This is a genomic window from Ruminococcus sp. MCC718, assembly GCF_018783905.1.
GTDB classification, from domain to species: Bacteria; Bacillota; Clostridia; order Lachnospirales; family Lachnospiraceae; genus Hominisplanchenecus; species Hominisplanchenecus faecis.
The window spans coordinates 70,150-86,741 of sequence record NZ_WQNP01000021.1 but is presented as its reverse complement, the minus strand read 5'-3'; the positions used below and the strand labels follow the sequence as shown (position 1 = coordinate 86,741).

Sequence of the window (16,592 nt, the reverse complement as noted above, 5' to 3'; positions counted from 1 at the left end):
ATTTCCATAATTTTTCCATCTATAATCATCCCCATAACCCCACATTTACCTTGCAGTTTCATCTGCACTGCAAATATGAATTTTCTCGTCTTTTACCTTAAACAAAGGTATCTCTGTTTTACTGTTTCTTGTTTCCATGTGCATACTTTATTCCAGAATAACATTTTTCAATGCCTTGTGCAAGTCGTTTCCTTTGATTTGTTGCAGTTGCTTATTATTTATGTTGTCTTTTTAATATTTTTCATTTTCTATTGATTTAAAAAGAGTTATATGTTAGTATAGTGGCAAAGCATATTTTCTTAACGTTCTTGGCATCATGCCGTCTATTAATCTATTTCACATTTCGAAAATTCATGCTTTTCTTTCAAATTAATAAAAAGCAGGAGTTTCAAATGTTGACCGATTAGCAGACTGCATATCCACCGCACTTTTGTACACTCCTGCCAAGGGAGGTATTTCTATGGTGCAAAATGAAACACTAAAAGCAAACCGGATGTACAAAGACACTGTATTCCGTATGCTGTTCTCTGACAGAAAAAATTTATTGTCACTTTATAACGCAATCAGCGGTTCGCATTATGATGATCCGGATAAACTTGAGATTGTGACACTGGAAAATGCCATTTATATGGGTATGAAAAATGACCTGGCTTTTATCGTTGATACCGACTTATTTCTGTATGAACATCAGTCTACTTACAATCCAAATATGCCGCTGCGTGATTTATTCTATATTTCCAGTGAATACCAGAAACTAGTGGATCACAAATCTCTCTATTCTTCCGTATTATAGAAAATACCGGCTCCGCAATTCATCGTATTTTACAATGGTCTGGAAAAGAAAAAGGACTACTGGGTAAATCATCTATCGGAAGCTTTCGAAAACCAATCCGGTGATCCAAAGCTGGAACTGGAAGTTCTGACACTGAATATCAATAAGGGACACAATAAAGAACTGATGGAACAATGTCAAACTTTAAAAGAATATGCACAATATGTAAATTATGTACGCAGATACGCGAAGGATTTTGAACTGAATGAAGCAGTCAAACTGGCTGTCAATGAATGTATACATGACAACATTCTTTCCGACTTTCTTCGTGTAAACAAAGCAGAGGTGATCTCCATGAGTATATTTGAATATGATAAAGAACTGGAAGAACGCAAACTCCGTAAGGCGGAATATGAGGCTGGGGTAGCTGATGGTATCAAAACAGCTACCGAAAATATTAAAAGGGAAGATGCTCTTTCCTTAGTTGATCTTGGCTTGTCTGTTGAGCAAATTGCTACTGCTTTAAAAATTGATTTAAAAACCATTCAAAAATGGATTGAGCAAAACCCACAAAGTTAATTTTACACTCGTGGGATTTGCTCTGTTGATATTCTATATTTTAGCTGTGTGGAGCGTGAAAATCACTTTGCTACACAGTAATCTCGATCTGGTTGCCTTCGATTCCCACTACGCAACTCTCGTAATATCCGTCTCCGGTTATCCGTGGACCGCTGATGATTTCATAGCCATCTTCTTTTAATTTTGCCGTCAACTCATCTACTTTTTCTTTGCTTCCGACGCTGAATGCAATGTGAATATATCCGGTCTGTGTCAGGGCTTTCGGAGAATCCTGCATCTGCGGCTTATTCATAATTTCCAGTCTTGCCCCATCGTCAAAGGAAAGGAAGTAAGAGCGAAAGTCTGTTTTCGGATTGTGATAACCAGCGTTTGCTCTGGCATTCAGATAGATTTCAAAAAATGTTTTTGTTTTTTCGAGATCTTTTACATACATTGCGATATGTTCTATTTTCATGCCATCTCATCTCCTAACATTTTTTCAAGTTCTGCCATGCTCTCCTGTACTTCTTTTTCCAGTGCCCGTAAATTTGCCATAATCTCAGATGTTGGCGGATATTCTACCGGAATGTATTCTATTTCTTTGTATTTGTTGATGGAAAGGTCATAGGCATTGTCTACGATTTCCTGTTTTTCTACAAAAAATGACTGGTCAGTTCGTTTACGGTCATTTTCTGCTTCCAGATTTTTAAATCTTGCGATGATATCCGGAATATCGTTTTCTTTGACTTCAGAACGTTTGTCATCCAGGCTGCGTCCATCTGCTTTCATATCATAGAACCACACTTTGTCTGTTCCGCCATGCCCGGTTTTCGTAAAGACCAGGATCGCTGTAGAAACTCCGGCATATGGTTTGAACACACCGGACGGCATGGAAATCACTGCTTCCAGTCGCTGTTCTTCCACGATTGCTTTCCGGATATCTTTATGGGCTTTGGACGAACCGAAAAGTACGCCATCCGGTACAATGCAGGCACATCTTCCGCCTGTTTTCAACATTCTTACAAACAGTGTCAGGAAAAGGAGTTCTGTCTTTTTGGTTTTGCAGACTTTCAGAAGATCTGCCGATACAATATCATAATCCAGGCTTCCTTTGAATGGTGGATTTGCCAGGATCAGGCTGTATTTTTCTTTATCTTCGTTCTGGTCGGAAAGACTGTCTCGATATTCGATATTCGGATTGCTGACACCGTGTGTCATCATGTTCATTGCTCCGATACGCAGCATCGTTCTGTCCATATCGTAGCCGTGGAACATATGATTCATATAGTGTTCCTTGTTTTTTGCATTAAACAGAACTTCTGCTTTTTTCTTTTTTCGCAGATATTCACTGGACTCTACCAGAAATCCAGAGGTACCGCAGGCCGGGTCGCAGATCAGGTCATCGGCTTTTGGATCCATCATTTCTACCATCATTTTTATGATATGACGCGGTGTACGGAACTGTCCGTTTACACCGGCAGTTGCCAGTTTTGAAAGCAGATACTCGTAAATATCTCCCCGGACATCTTCACTTCTTAACTGCTCCATTTTTTCGTAGATTTCATCCATGGCACTTACGATCTTATCCAGCATGACCGGTGTCGGCACTTTAAAGATCGCATCTCCCATATATTTTGCATAGGCACTCTCTTTATCTCCATGAAGATTTTTGATAAACGTGAACACATTTTCCTGCATATTTGCATACATTTTCTGAGCCGGAAAATCGTGAAATACGCTCCACTTGAGCTGATTCCCCGGAACTTTTCTGTCTCCGATTGTTACGTTTTCTTCAAATATGCTTTTATATGGCAGACCAAGCATAATGCTTTCTTTCATATGTACGTTATCTGAATCATCCAGATCGCGGATAAACATAAGATAAGTCATCTGTTCGATCACATCGAGCGGATTTGTCAGTCCGCCTGTCCAGAAAATTTCCCATAAACCGTCTACTTTATTTTTTAATTCCCCTGTAACCATATTTTTTGTTTTCCTTCCTTTTCATTCTATATATTGTCAAGCGGATATTCGCAATCCGCTTTGCTACTTGCTCATAACATTTAAGGCTCCGTCCGGAAAATTTCATTTAAATTATCTACCTGATAATTATACGGTTTTCGTCTATTTTTCGCAACAAGCGAATATTCTTTTGACAAGCTTCCGTTTCTCTGCATATAATAAATGCACAGAGTTAGTTATAACTAACTTCATAAAACTACAGGTACTGCTATATGATACCTGCAACAAGATTCTGAGGGAATCTGCTCACTGTTCTGCAAAAATGGGCATATTCTTTTAAAGAAGTGGAAAAGGGGAAGTATTTTATGATACAGAAACACAAAAAGCAGCCACTAAATTTTCTTAAGTACATTGGTCCGGGACTTCTGGTCACGGTCGGTTTTATCGATCCCGGGAACTGGGCTTCGAACATTGCCGCCGGTTCTGGGTATGGCTATCAGCTTCTGTGGATGGTCACGCTCTCCACGATCATGCTGATCCTTCTGCAACATAATGCCGCCCATCTCGGCATTGTTACCGGACTTTGTCTTTCGGAGGCTGCCAGCACATACATCAACCGAATTCTCAAGAACATCATTCTGTCTACGGCAATGCTTGCTTCGATTGCCACAGCTATGGCGGAAATCCTGGGCGGTGCAATCGCTCTGCAGATGCTTTTTTCAATCCCGATCAAACCAGGCAGTCTGCTGATTCTCGTGATTGTTTTGTTCTGTACGTTTACCAATGCCTACCGGCGGATTGAAAAATTGATCATTCTTTTTGTCTCGCTGATCGGATTTTCATTTTTATTTGAGATCTGCATCGCAGGAATCGACTGGAAACAGGCTGCCATCGGCTGGGTAAAGCCTTCGTTTCCTGCCCATTCCATGCCGGTCATCATGAGTGTGCTCGGTGCGGTTGTGATGCCGCACAATCTGTTTCTGCATTCTGAAATCATTCAGAGCCGCCAGTGGTCTCTTGCGGATGATGCTGTAATTCAAAAGCAGCTGAAATATGAATTCCGTGACACGCTATTTTCCATGATCATTGGCTGGGCGATCAACAGTGCCATGATCCTGATGGCGGCAGCAAGTTTTTATCAGAATGGAAATGGAACGACTGTTGACGATCTTGCAGTCACCGGTTCTATGCTCGCTCCTCTGCTTGGGAATATGGCATCACTGGTCTTTGCAGTCGCTCTGCTGCTCTCCGGGATTTCTTCAAGCATCACAGCCGGAATGGCAGGCGGTACGATTTTTTCCGGTATTTTTAACAAGCCTTATGATACTTCCGGTAAAGAAACAAAACTGGGGATTCTGGTGACAATGGTTCCGGCTGCCGTGATCATTTTGTTTATTTCTTCGCCGTTCCAAGGACTCATCTATTCACAGATGCTGCTTGCCGTTCAACTCCCGATTACGATCTTCACACAGATCTGTCTGACTTCTTCTAAAAGGGTAATGGGCAGATATGCAAACAGCAGACGCCTGAATATCGTTCTGTGGATTACCGCTCTGACCGTAACTTTTTTAAATATCGGGCTTTTTATAACAGGTTTTTAGTATTTTATTATTGTAGCCTCGCCTAAATTATGTTAATATTTGGTTTATAGTGTCATTTTGAGTCGCTGACACTGCACTGTGTTAAAGTCTCAACTGACAAACAATCCGTACAAAGACTGCTTCGACTGCTCTTCCGTACGGAACGTTAATCATAAACCGGATGTTTCATTTTCCGCATATGTGAATGACAACATCAAACTGCAGAAACTTAGGGAGGATTTAAAATGGATGTAACACAGATTCTAATGTTGATCACAATCCTGGTCTACCTGGCTGCGATGGTAGGTATCGGTGCGGTTCTGGCAAAACAGAATCAGACCACAGATGACTTCTATCTCGGCGGACGTACACTGGGACCGCTCGTCACCGCCATGAGTGCCGAGGCCTCTGACATGAGCAGCTGGCTGCTGATGGGACTGCCTGGCGTTGCTTACCTGTCCGGTACGGCTGATGCAGCGTGGACTGCAATCGGACTGGCAATCGGAACTTATGTAAACTGGCTTGTTGTTGCCAAGAGACTTCGTAATTATACGCATGTCTGCGGAAATTCTACGACACTGCCTCTGTTCTTTTCCAACCGTTACAGAGATAACAAACGTATTCTTTCCGTAATCGCAGCACTGCTGATCATCATTTTCTTTGTACCTTATACGGCTTCCGGATTTGCAGCCTGCGGCAAGCTGTTTGCAAACCTGTTCGGAATGGATTATCTGCCGGCAATGCTGATCAGTGCGATCGTTATCGTAGCTTACACCACACTGGGCGGATTCCTCGCAGCAAGTACGACAGACTTTGTCCAGAGTATTGTTATGACGATCGCGATCGTTGTTGTATTTGGTTTTGGTATCAGCAAAGTCGGCAGTTTCAGTGCCGTTATGGACAATGCAAAATCCATGGCCGGATACTTCAGCCTGACGCACACGCACGATGTCGCTACCGGAACAGCTTCTCCTTACAGTCTGCTGCAGATTTTCTCTACACTGGCATGGGGACTTGGATATTTCGGTATGCCTCACGTACTGCTTCGTTTTATGGCGATCGGTGATGCAAACAAACTGAAACTCTCCAGAAGAGTTGCAACCGTCTGGGTTGTGATCTCCATGGCTGTTTCCGTATTTATCGGTGTGATTGGAAATGCTATGACAAAAGCCGGTGTCCTGCCGACTTTAAAAGATCCGGAAACCATCATTCTGGTTGTTGCAGATCTGATCTCCAAACATGGTGTTCTGGCAACGATCATTGCCGGACTGATCCTCGCCGGTATCCTGGCAGCTACCATGTCAACTGCGGACTCTCAGCTGCTCGCTGCTTCTTCCAGTGCTTCTCAGAACATTCTGAAAGAAGTATTTATGAAAGACATGAGCGAAAAGACCGGTATGCTGATCGCACGTATCACCGTTCTTGTTATCGCACTGATCGGTGTATTTATCGCACGTAACCCGGACAGTTCTGTTTTCCAGATCGTATCCTTTGCATGGGCAGGCTTTGGTGCTTCCTTTGGACCGCTTGTTCTGCTGGCACTGTTCTGGAAACGCTCCACATTCCAGGGTGCTCTCTGCGGAATGGTCAGCGGCGGCGTTATGGTATTTGTATGGAAATTTCTGATCCGTCCGATGGGCGGTGCACTTGGTATTTACGAACTGCTTCCTGCATTCCTTCTTGGTCTTGCAGTAAACGTAATCGTAAGTCTCCTGACACCGGCTCCTTCCAGAGAAGTTCAGGATGAGTTCGATAAAGTAGCTTCTATGAAGTAAAAGAATGTAAAAAATAAAATCCTGAAAACACAATAGGATGCCAGAGTCAAAAGACCTGTATTTCATGGAGTTTTTCCATTTAATACAGGTCTTTCTTTTTCTGATAAAACCAGCTTATCATTTCTGCTTTTACCAGAAGACAGGGGGAAAAATGCTATTTAAGGATTATCTTTTTACAAAATATTCTTCATACCATACCAGGAAGGTATAGATCGTCCATACTTTTCTCCAGTTATCGGAATTGCCTCCTACATAGTCATCGAAAATCTCGTTGATCGCATCTACATCAAAGAATTTCTCTGCGATCTCACTGTGGAACAGACGCTGTACATCCTGATTGTATCTTGCATCGGCCATCCAGATACGAATCGGCACAATGAATCCCAGTTTCTTACGGAATGCGATCTCTTCCGGGAGTACTTTTGCTGCTGCGGTACGGAATGCCACTTTGTTCTGCTCTTCGTTGACTTTAAAACGGGACGGCATTCTTGATGCAATATCAAAGATCCGGCGGTCTGTAAGCGGCATACGGATTTCCAGCCCTGCTGCGGTACTCATCTTATCTACATTCAGATAGATATCGCCTTCCAGCCAGATCTGAATATCAACATCGGACATTTTTGTAAGCGGATCAAGACCTTCCGTCTCTTTGTAGATTTCATGCGTAAGATTGATCGGAAGAACTTCCGGATTGTAGTGTTTGAGGATTTTCTTCTTTTCATCTTCCTTCATGATGTTTGTATTGCCGACATAAAATGTCTTCAGATTTTCACCGTAACGTTCTGCATTGCGGTACATATTGTAACCACCGAAGAATTCATCCGCACCTTCTCCGGAATAGCAGATCTTCGTGTGTTCTGCGGTTGCATTGCAGGCAATGGTAAATACGATCGCAGATGCATCTCCAAGCGGCTGTTCCATATTGTACATAACATATGGTACGATATCAAAATACTGCTGTGGTGTGATCTTGCAGACAGAATGTTCTCTTCCGAGAAGTTCCGCTGTCTTTTTTGCAAGACGTGACTCATCAAATCGTTCTTCATCATAACCGCAGGAATCGGACATCTTTGCATCTGACATTGCCAGTACATAGGAAGAATCCACCCCACTTGACAGGAAAGATTCTACGGTTTCGTCCTCTGTCTTTACTTCCGGCATGATGGATTTCAGCGTAGAATGGATCTCATCTGCCCAGTCTTCCAGAGATTTGCTCTCGTCCGGCTGAAACTTTGGAGTCCAGTATCTGTGAATTTCCACTTTTCCATCCTTCCAGATCAGATAACGTCCCGGCAGAAGCTTTTTCAGACCTTTGAAAAAGGTATCCTCACCGGCACCATAGGTCAGGCTCATATAGATCTGGAGCATCTCTTCATTCAGCTCTTTTTTAAATCCCGGCTGTCCGATGATGTCACGGATCATGGTGCCGTACAGAAGTTCACCGTCTTCTGTCTGGTAATAATAGAACGGTTTTGTTCCAAACTGATCTCTTAAGCAGAACAGCTTTTTCTCCTCTTCATCCCACAGGGCAAAAGCAAACATACCATAGATATGGTCTGCCATCTCGCCTCCCCATTTCTGGTATGCTTTTACCAGAATTTCCTGCTCTTTTTCTTCTCTTGGCAGTGCCGGATCAATCTCCAGCTCTGCACAGAGTTCCTTCCAGTTGCGAATATGTCCTCGATAAGTTTTTACAGTGATCATTTGTACTTCCTCTCTTCTATGATTCATTGAAATTTTCCTGTTTTCGACATTTTTTATCATAATTCTTTCACATTTTATCACACTGGATGGGTGGTTGTAAATTTTTATTTAATCAAATCAAGTAAGTCCCCTGCTTCAATTGCGAAAAGTAATAAGCAGTGGGTGAGGAGCACGCTCATTTTACTATCCGTTCTGACACCGCAATATTACTGTTCCAGAGTCATATCTTCTGGTATCATTATAACACGGCAAAGACCGCACCTCACGGATTTTTCCGTGAGGTGCGGCCTGATTTCCTGAAAATCCACGTAGGAAAGTTTATGGTTTTGTATTTATTTGACTTTTACTTTTTTTACATTGCTGTAACCGGTTTTAACTGTTTTTCCTGCAATCGTCTTAAGTGCTCTTACTTTTACATAGTAAGTTTTTTTGCTCTTGAATTTTTTGACTGATGCACTTGCTTTTTTCACCGTTACTGTTTTTGCCTTCTTAAAGTTTGACTTTGTTGAATAAGTGATCTGATATTTTTCAGCACCGTCAACTTTTCGAACTGTTACTTTCGCTGTTTTCTTTGCATTGCTCTTTACTGACTTCAGTTTCACTTTTACAGACTGGAATTTCAGTGTTTCCATCTGTGTTTCCAGTGCCTTCAGTTTTGTTTCTGCTGCTGCTTTATCTTTCGCATCTGCCTGTGCTTTTTCCAGCTGAGCTTTGATATCTTTGAGCTGCTCTTCTGTTTTTGTTTTATCCTTGACATCTGCTTTTGCCTGTTCCAGTTCTTTTTTCAGTGCTTCGTAATCTTTGTTCAGTTTCTCCAGCTCATAATAAGAACCTGCTTTTTCATAGAAATCTGTCTGGAAAATCTTTGTCTGAAGAATCACATTCAGCATATTGATCGCACTTCTCTGAAGATCACCAAGACGCATCAGAGCATTTCCATTCTCATCAACAATATTGGCATTTAATCCCTTATAAACCAGCTCGGTATTCGGACTTGTCACACCATAATTCGCAGCACCCGGCATTTCTGAATCATTTCCTGCATACATCAACTGTGCTCTTGCACACACATCAAAATCGGTGTAATCCAGTTTTCCTTTTGGTTCTGCAACCTTTTTAAAGGTATCCACCATCTTGCCATATTTCAGGCCGCGTCTTCCGGTAAAGTTATCCATTGGATTCCAGTCTGTCATTACAAAACCTCTGAATCCCCATTCGTTTCGAAGGATTTCCGTCAGAAGTCCATAATGCAGGAATGTCTGAACGCCATTGATGCTGTTGTAAGAAGACATAATATAATCCGGCTGTGCTTTCTCTACTGCAATCTGAAATCCTTTCAGATAGATTTCTCTGGCTGCTCTCTCAGACATAACAGAGTTGTTGTTAAAACGCTCAGATTCCTGATTATTAAATGCAAAATGTTTTAAGGTGACACCTACACCTGTCTTTGTTCCGTCTTCATAAGTCTGAACACCTTTTGTCTCAGCTGCTGCTGTTGTTCCGGATAACAGCGGATCTTCTGAATAATATTCAAAGTTACGTCCGCAGAGTGGATTTCTGTGAATATTCATGCCTGGTGCAAGCCAGGATGTTACACCATACTCCACCATTTCCGTTCCGACTGCATGTCCGACTTTTTCTACCAGATCTGTATCCCAGGTCTGGGCAATCATTGTACCAACCGGGATTGCTGTACAATACTGATAATATTTGATTGCCGTCTCACCATCTGCAACTTTATATTTTCCGTTGAATTCTTCCGTAAAATCTGTTGAAATTGGCAGTGCATTTATAGAATAGTAGTCCCCCATTGCATGATAGCTGAAATAAGTTTCATTTGGATCGAAAACATCATCTTTGGTCACGGGTACGATTTTGCCAACATTTGCACTTGCACTGTAAGATTCCGTCGGAAGACGAAGCCCTGCCGGGCCATCGTTAAAAGAAATATTCGGAATCAGTCTGCTTCGGAACAGGTTTGATGTCGTCTCGGAAGAGGTTCCTGATACATGGATCGAATTTTTCGCTGTAAGAACCTTCCCATTTCCAATCGTAGATGCCACATCTTTTGTATAATCAACACCTTTGCTATAAGAACCGCCTGTTACCAGGTCTGAAAGCTCCAGCGGTGTCATGGAAGCAACCAGCTGCTCCGCTGTGATATTGCCGACTGCAACATCCATTAAAGTTGCATCTGTCAGATCCACTTTATTTCCATTTTCATCGATATCTACATTTTTTATCGTTTCCGTTCCTCTTGCGGTTTTGATCGTCACATCGCCTTTTTCCAGATCTGCTCCGGCTTTGGATGCTTTTTCTTTCGCATAGGCAAGCGATGTTTTTTCCGCATTTTCTGTTACATTCTGATTTGTATAGTATGTGGTAACATCACCGTTGCTGTAGGTATGTGTCTTTGGCTCTGCAAAGTCAGCTGCCTTTAAAGACGTTTCTGTTTTAATACTGCTTAATCCTTCTGATGTAGCTGTAATGCCTTTTCCATATCCTTCTGTGGATGCATCCAGAAAACCTTCGACTTTTTTATTTCCATAATTTGGTGTGTACACATCATTTCCATTTGCATCTTTTTCAACCTTCAGCCCATTCAGAACACTACCCTCTTCATAAGTGCCTTTTTTCAGTTGTTCTTTTGTTGCCCCAAGCTGATTTTCTGTTTTTTCTGTTATCACATCCTGATCCAGACTGATCGTTGCAGCTTCTACTGTATTTCTGGAACTGTTTCCTATACGAATCACATACTTTCCATCTTCCAGTACATAGCACTGTCTGCTTTCATCATAACTTGCCATATCTTCTGTTGCAAAAGACATGGTAACAGTTTTTGCAGCTCCTTTTGCTACTTCGACTTTTTTATAAGCAGCCAGTTCCTGATATGCCTTGTCAAGAGATCCTTCCGGAGCAGAGAAATAAACTTCTACTACTTCACGTCCATCTATATTTCCCGTATTTTTCACATCTGCTGTTACCGTTATATTTTCTGCATCTGCTGTTACACTCTTTACATGAATGTCAAAATCCGTATACGACTCACCATATCCAAACGGATAGGCTACATCAATGCCAAATGTATCAAAATAGCGATATCCGACAAAAATATCATCTGTATAATATTCTTCTTTATTGTCACCACCGGTGGTGACCAGATTGCCGTTTTCATCCACTCCATTATGCAGTGCAAAATATGGAGAAGAAGCATAATCGGTATACTCAACTGCCCAGGTATCGGTCAGTTTACCGGATGGGTTTGCAGTTCCGTTCAAAACTTTAACAAGTGCATTTCCACCTTCCTGACCGGCCTGAGACATCAGAAGCAATGCATCCAGTCCTTCAATTTTATTTCTGTTTAAGTTGTCTGCTGCTGTACGCCCTGCTTTTCCATGGTAAAAGTTTGTGTCAATTACACCACCCACGTTCATAACAACGACTACTTTCTGATATGCAGAAGCTACGATCGCAAGATTTTTGGCCTCAGAATCACTCAGATAATAATCCCCTTTTTCTGCTTTGCGGTCTGCATTTTCTGCTGAAGTTCTTGAAATCACAAAAACTGCCGTATCGGACTGTGCTGCCGCTATATTCACTTCTGCGACATCATAAATATCTTCCTGACCGCCATTCGCAGCTGCATATGCCTTTCTTTCTGCAAGAAAATTCTGATTTACAACCTCATAACCTGCCTTGTTAAATGCGGTCAGAACAGACCAGTCTGAACCGCTTTTCAGATAAACATCTCCTGATCCGGTTCCGCCTTTAACAGTGTTATAGACACCTGTTCCATAAAGTGCTATTTTTCCTGTCTTTGCGATTGGCAGTACATCTTTTGCATTGTCTAAAAGTACCATACCCTGCGTAGCTGCATCTTCTGCTACTGCTGCATTCCTTGCTTCACGCTCTGTGCTTGATGTCGGATCTGTGCTGGCTGCTTTTAACGTTGCCGGCGATACACAGGATAAAATCATAGCTGCTGAAAGCACAAGTGCTGCTGCTGGTTTCATTTTTTCTCTTCTCATGGGGTTCCTCCTTCGTTTTCTGATATCTGAATTATATCAAAGTATCCGTCGACTTTTTATAACACCCATGCTGTATTTTTTGTACTTATCTGCAAAATTATAACGATCTTTATTTTCCCTTCCATCGATCAAACTGGCGTTGTTTTTCTGCGATGACCTCATCGATATGACAGGCATCCAGCTCCTGATTCATCGCTTCCAGTCCTTCCTGCGGATCTACCATTCCATTTTCCAGGATCACCCGGTATTTACTGTAGATTTCAACAATTTCCATGTATTCATCATAAACCGGCATAATGTCAAAATAAAATCCATAATCATTCCCATGAATGGATTCTTCATTGTATTTTTTCATATTATCCCAGAAATCCAGATCGTTCCCTTCCCAGACATAAGTAATAAACTGATTTGGGAATCTCCATGCTTCTCCGATAAACGGATTTGTATTTTTCCCTTCCGGAAATGTAATATGTCCGTCTGCCATCTTTACATAATGCACGCCTTCTACACCGTAAGCCAGCAAATTCATAAGTTCCGGATCCGTATACAGAAGATTCAGAAGCTCCATGGACTTTTCCTGTGATGCGGTATGTTTGGTGATTCCCCATCCAAAGCGTGCCGGTGCATTGGCCGGAACACTGTTCTCTCCAAACTGAACATATACAACATCCTGCCCCGTTGTCATCTTTTCCTGCCATTCTACTCCTGGTTTCCCACGAAATGCATAGGCAAACAGATTTCCTTTCATCATTTTTATATCTCCGTTTTCCGTGTCAGAAAGAAGATCTTTTTTAATATAACCGAGTTTTCTCCATTTGTAGATACGTTCAAGCTGGCGTTTATATTCTTCGGTTTCAAATACATTAACAAATGTATCTTCCTGCCCGTAATTTTTCAGCACGCCAATCTGTTCAAACACTTCACTGCCCAGATATTGATTGGTCATAATACTCGTTCCGCTGCAGTCCAGAATGGTAAGCTGCGGTTCTTTTCTGTGCACAAGTGCAAAAATCTGTTCCAGTTTTTCCATTGAAGTAATATCTTCTTTTTTGATTCCATATTTATCCAGGATATCTTTTCTCAGAATATAGCCATCCCATCCAACCGCAAAATCATGATTATTTGGCAAGCCATAAAGTTCTCCGTCAATCCTGCAGGCATCGCTCACATCTTTTCCAACTGCATCTAAAATCCCCTGCCCATAGTTTTGAAGCAGACGGTTTAACGGCACCCAGTTATCATTCATCAATAACTCCCGAAACAGTCCGCTGTAATAAAGTACAATATCCAGCTGCTGATTACTCGCCATCATATCTCGGATTTCTTTGACATAATCGTTTGACCGCACAACAAACTCTACATCTACATTCAGTTTTTCACGGATTTTCTCTTTCAGGGCTTCTTCCACAAGTTTCTGGTCTTCCGGATAATCTGCCGCATTTGTTTTATAGGCAATCACCAGTTTCGTTCTTTCTTCGCTCTTGGATTCGCTTTCTTTTACTGTTCTACCCTCGCTTTTATGACAGCCTGTAAAGAACAGACTAAACAGCAGAAATCCCAGAAAGAAGCATACTTTTTTCTTTTTATTTTTCATCTGTCTGCACCTCCGGATCTTTTTCAGACCACCACATTGTCCGGATTGGAAGATAAAGATCAATTCTGGCTCCGCCTTCTGGTTTGTTGGAAAATGCAATGTCCGCACAGTCACTATACAAAATGGAAAGTCTCTGGCATACATTGTAAATACCAATGTGTTCTCCTTCCGGGCTGATCAGTTTTTCATGTTTCTGCAATTTTTCTAAAATTTCCGGTTCAAATCCATCCCCGGAATCGGTAATCATTATATGCAGTTTCTCCTGTTCTTTGTGCAGATACACCAGAATCTCCAGCTGACGATCCGGATCTAACTGATGTTTGATCGCATTGTTTACAAAATCCAAGATCACTGCAGTTGGCACAAAAATCTGTCCGCATCCTTCTTCCTGCTCCACACAATATAAAAAACAGTCTCCATAACGCATTTTCTGCAGTTCAACGTAGTTATTCACCTGTTCCAGTTCCCGCTCAAGAGCTACCATTGTACTGTTCGCCAAGGCATATCGCATATGGCTGCTGACAAGAAATGTGGCTTCCTGTGCCTTCTCGATTTCTCCGACCATCGTAAGATTACGAATCAGATTCATACAGTTCGTAAAAAAATGTGGATTGATCTGTTCCTGTAAATACAAAAGTTCTGCCTGCTGTTTGTTCAGTTTTTCTTCATAAACATCAATTTTCAGCTTTTTAATTTCTTTTGTCATATTATCAAATGTATCATTTAATATCTGAAATTCGCTGAAAACATTTTCTTCGCTTAAATGTACTTCCAGATTTCCGGATTTCAGTTCATTCATCGCCTGCGTAAGCCGACTGATCGGAGTTTTAAAAAGATGGATCTGCATTTTTTCCACAAAAATACAAAGCCCCAGAATAATAATTGCTGCCAGAAGAATCGGATACTCGATATTGATCAGTGTATTGTCTGTCCGATGCAGAATCACAAGCAAACATTTTTCTGTATCTAACCGGGAAGTCAGTTTGCGATAACGCTGATTTTCCAACATAATATACATTTCCTCATTTGTCAGGACATCTCCCGGATCTGAATCGGAAAGTACTTTTTTATTTCCGTCAAGCAGATAAACTTTATCCTGATCTTTTACTGTAAAAGGTTTTATTTTATCCAGAATGGTATCAACATGAATCCAGCTCCCTACGTACACATTCTGTATTTCATACATTTTTACCAGACAATATTCGTCGCCGATTTTCTCTGCAAACCAACTGTTCTGATTCTCTTTTGCAAGAACCAGAAAACGCAGAACATAATCTTTGACACTTTCTTTTACAAGTTCGGAATAATCCGAATTTCCGGATAATTTTGTATCGCCTATATAAATATCATTTTCCATATCATAAAAAAATAATCCATCCATCATATTGTAGCTGTTCATAGATGAGTGAAGAAGCTCCTGAATATCTGATATGGCAAGATAACGGTCAATTTCTTTTTCCGGATTTTGCAGCCGGTTGATCAGATTTCGATTCAGACATTTTGTCAGAAGAAATGATTCTGTATTTTCCAGATCGTACATCAGCTCTTCTGTATTCATGTCAAGTGCCTGCAAGATCGTCTGATCAAACTGTTCACTTCGGATTCTGCTGATCCAGACCGTATAATAGATAATAACTGCACTGAACACCAGAAGTGTGACTGCCATGATGATTGTGATTCGATGAATCAATGAATTTTTCCATTTCATCTCTTTTTTTCTTTCTGTACCTTTCTGTATTCTTTCGGAGACATCCCAATGATGCGTTTAAAAGTTTTTGTAAAATAAGCAAGACTTGCATAGCCGCACTTTGCTGCAATATCTGAAACACTGCGGTTTGTTTTTTCCAGAAGCATCATGGCGTAATCTATTCTTTTTCTTGTAATATATTCAGAAAGAGACATCCCTGTCTCATCTTTAAAAACATGAGACAGATAATCCGGATGCAGATAAATCATTGCCGCCAGATCGGTACGTTTCAGTTCCTCATCCAGATGATCTGCAATATAATCTTTTACCTGATCGATCAGCTCTGTCATTTTTCCTTTTTCATCCAGCAGATCTTCCGGATTTACGTTCGGGATACCAGCACTGCTTTTCTGCTGTTCATAAGATTGCTGCTGTATCATTTTTTGATAGCCTTCGCGTGCATCCTGAAGAGTCTTTATCAGTTCTTCCTTGCGGACTGGTTTTAATAAATACTGCTTGACTTCTAATTCAACTGCTTTCTTTGCATAATCAAACACTGCATGACTGGTCAGAAAAATTACAATCAGCGGTATATCCTGCTCTTTTACCCATTCTGCCAGACGAATCCCACTGCCCTTTGGCATCTCAATATCTGTCAGCAAAATTGCAACGTTTTCTTTTTCCAGCACTGTAATCGCCTGATTCACACTGTATGCCTTAAAAATCTGTTCAATTCCAAGTGCCTTTGTATCGATCATTTTTTCGATCACGGTAACTTCCAGCATTTCATCATCCACAATCAAAAGATTCACCGTATTCCTCCTGCATCAATCGGCAATCTGAAAAATTGCCGTTTTTTTTATGATAACGACAAAATACCTCCAAGGCAACCTTTTTCTCTCAATCAATATCTGCGAATTGAAAAAGCCCGC

At 41.3% G+C, this 16,592-nt stretch carries 11 protein-coding genes; 4 read left to right on the top strand and 7 right to left on the bottom strand.

What is annotated here, in order from left to right; translation table 11 throughout:
• Positions 1 to 460: 460 nt before the first annotated feature.
• Both GPK60_RS15605 and GPK60_RS15600 read left to right on the top strand, forming a co-directional pair.
• Positions 461 to 793, top strand: coding sequence for a hypothetical protein (locus GPK60_RS15605; RefSeq protein WP_346727703.1), 333 nt, complete (start codon positions 461 to 463; stop codon positions 791 to 793).
• A gap of 165 nt (positions 794 to 958) precedes the next feature.
• Positions 959 to 1,351 (top strand): helix-turn-helix domain-containing protein, encoded by a 393-nt coding sequence (locus GPK60_RS15600; protein WP_346727702.1) that lies wholly within the window; start codon positions 959 to 961, stop codon positions 1,349 to 1,351.
• 70 nt (positions 1,352 to 1,421) lie between these two features.
• On the opposite strand, the gene GPK60_RS02810 is transcribed toward GPK60_RS15600, so the two are convergent.
• Both GPK60_RS02810 and GPK60_RS02805 read right to left on the bottom strand, forming a co-directional pair.
• On the bottom strand, positions 1,422 to 1,805 hold the full coding sequence (locus GPK60_RS02810) for a VOC family protein (protein ID WP_215658804.1): 384 nt from the start codon (positions 1,803 to 1,805) through the stop codon (positions 1,422 to 1,424).
• A complete protein-coding gene (locus GPK60_RS02805) occupies positions 1,802 to 3,313 on the bottom strand; it encodes a class I SAM-dependent DNA methyltransferase (RefSeq protein ID WP_215658803.1) in 1,512 nt (503 codons plus the stop codon). Before GPK60_RS02805 ends, GPK60_RS02810 begins: the two co-directional genes overlap by 4 nt.
• A 344-nt stretch (positions 3,314 to 3,657) precedes the next feature.
• Here GPK60_RS02805 and GPK60_RS02800 point away from each other — a divergent pair, with 344 nt between their 5' ends.
• Positions 3,658 to 4,893, top strand: coding sequence for an Nramp family divalent metal transporter (locus tag GPK60_RS02800; RefSeq protein WP_173896646.1), 1,236 nt, complete (start codon positions 3,658 to 3,660; stop codon positions 4,891 to 4,893).
• A 224-nt stretch (positions 4,894 to 5,117) separates the two neighbouring features.
• Positions 5,118 to 6,647 (top strand): sodium/proline symporter PutP, encoded by a 1,530-nt coding sequence (putP, locus tag GPK60_RS02795; RefSeq protein ID WP_147632791.1) that lies wholly within the window; start codon positions 5,118 to 5,120, stop codon positions 6,645 to 6,647.
• Positions 6,648 to 6,812: 165 nt separating this feature from the next.
• On the opposite strand, the gene asnB is transcribed toward putP, so the two are convergent.
• From asnB to GPK60_RS02770, 5 genes are all read right to left on the bottom strand, one after another.
• On the bottom strand, positions 6,813 to 8,351 hold the full coding sequence (gene asnB / locus GPK60_RS02790) for an asparagine synthase (glutamine-hydrolyzing) (RefSeq protein ID WP_147632790.1): 1,539 nt from the start codon (positions 8,349 to 8,351) through the stop codon (positions 6,813 to 6,815).
• A 332-nt stretch (positions 8,352 to 8,683) separates the two neighbouring features.
• The gene (locus tag GPK60_RS02785; RefSeq protein WP_215658802.1) at positions 8,684 to 12,379 is read right to left on the bottom strand and encodes a glycoside hydrolase family 3 N-terminal domain-containing protein; all 3,696 of its coding nucleotides are present in this window, start codon (positions 12,377 to 12,379) and stop codon (positions 8,684 to 8,686) included.
• Between the two features lie 109 nt (positions 12,380 to 12,488).
• Entirely contained in the window at positions 12,489 to 13,973 is a 1,485-nt protein-coding gene (locus GPK60_RS02780) for an ABC transporter substrate-binding protein (protein ID WP_215658801.1), read from the bottom strand.
• Positions 13,963 to 15,681, bottom strand: a complete 1,719-nt coding sequence (locus tag GPK60_RS02775) for a histidine kinase (protein ID WP_215658800.1) — start codon at positions 15,679 to 15,681, stop codon at positions 13,963 to 13,965. The genes GPK60_RS02780 and GPK60_RS02775 overlap by 11 nt, the downstream gene beginning before the upstream one ends.
• Entirely contained in the window at positions 15,678 to 16,472 is a 795-nt protein-coding gene (locus tag GPK60_RS02770; RefSeq protein ID WP_215658799.1) for a helix-turn-helix domain-containing protein, read from the bottom strand. Before GPK60_RS02770 ends, GPK60_RS02775 begins: the two co-directional genes overlap by 4 nt.
• Positions 16,473 to 16,592: the final 120 nt, after the last annotated feature.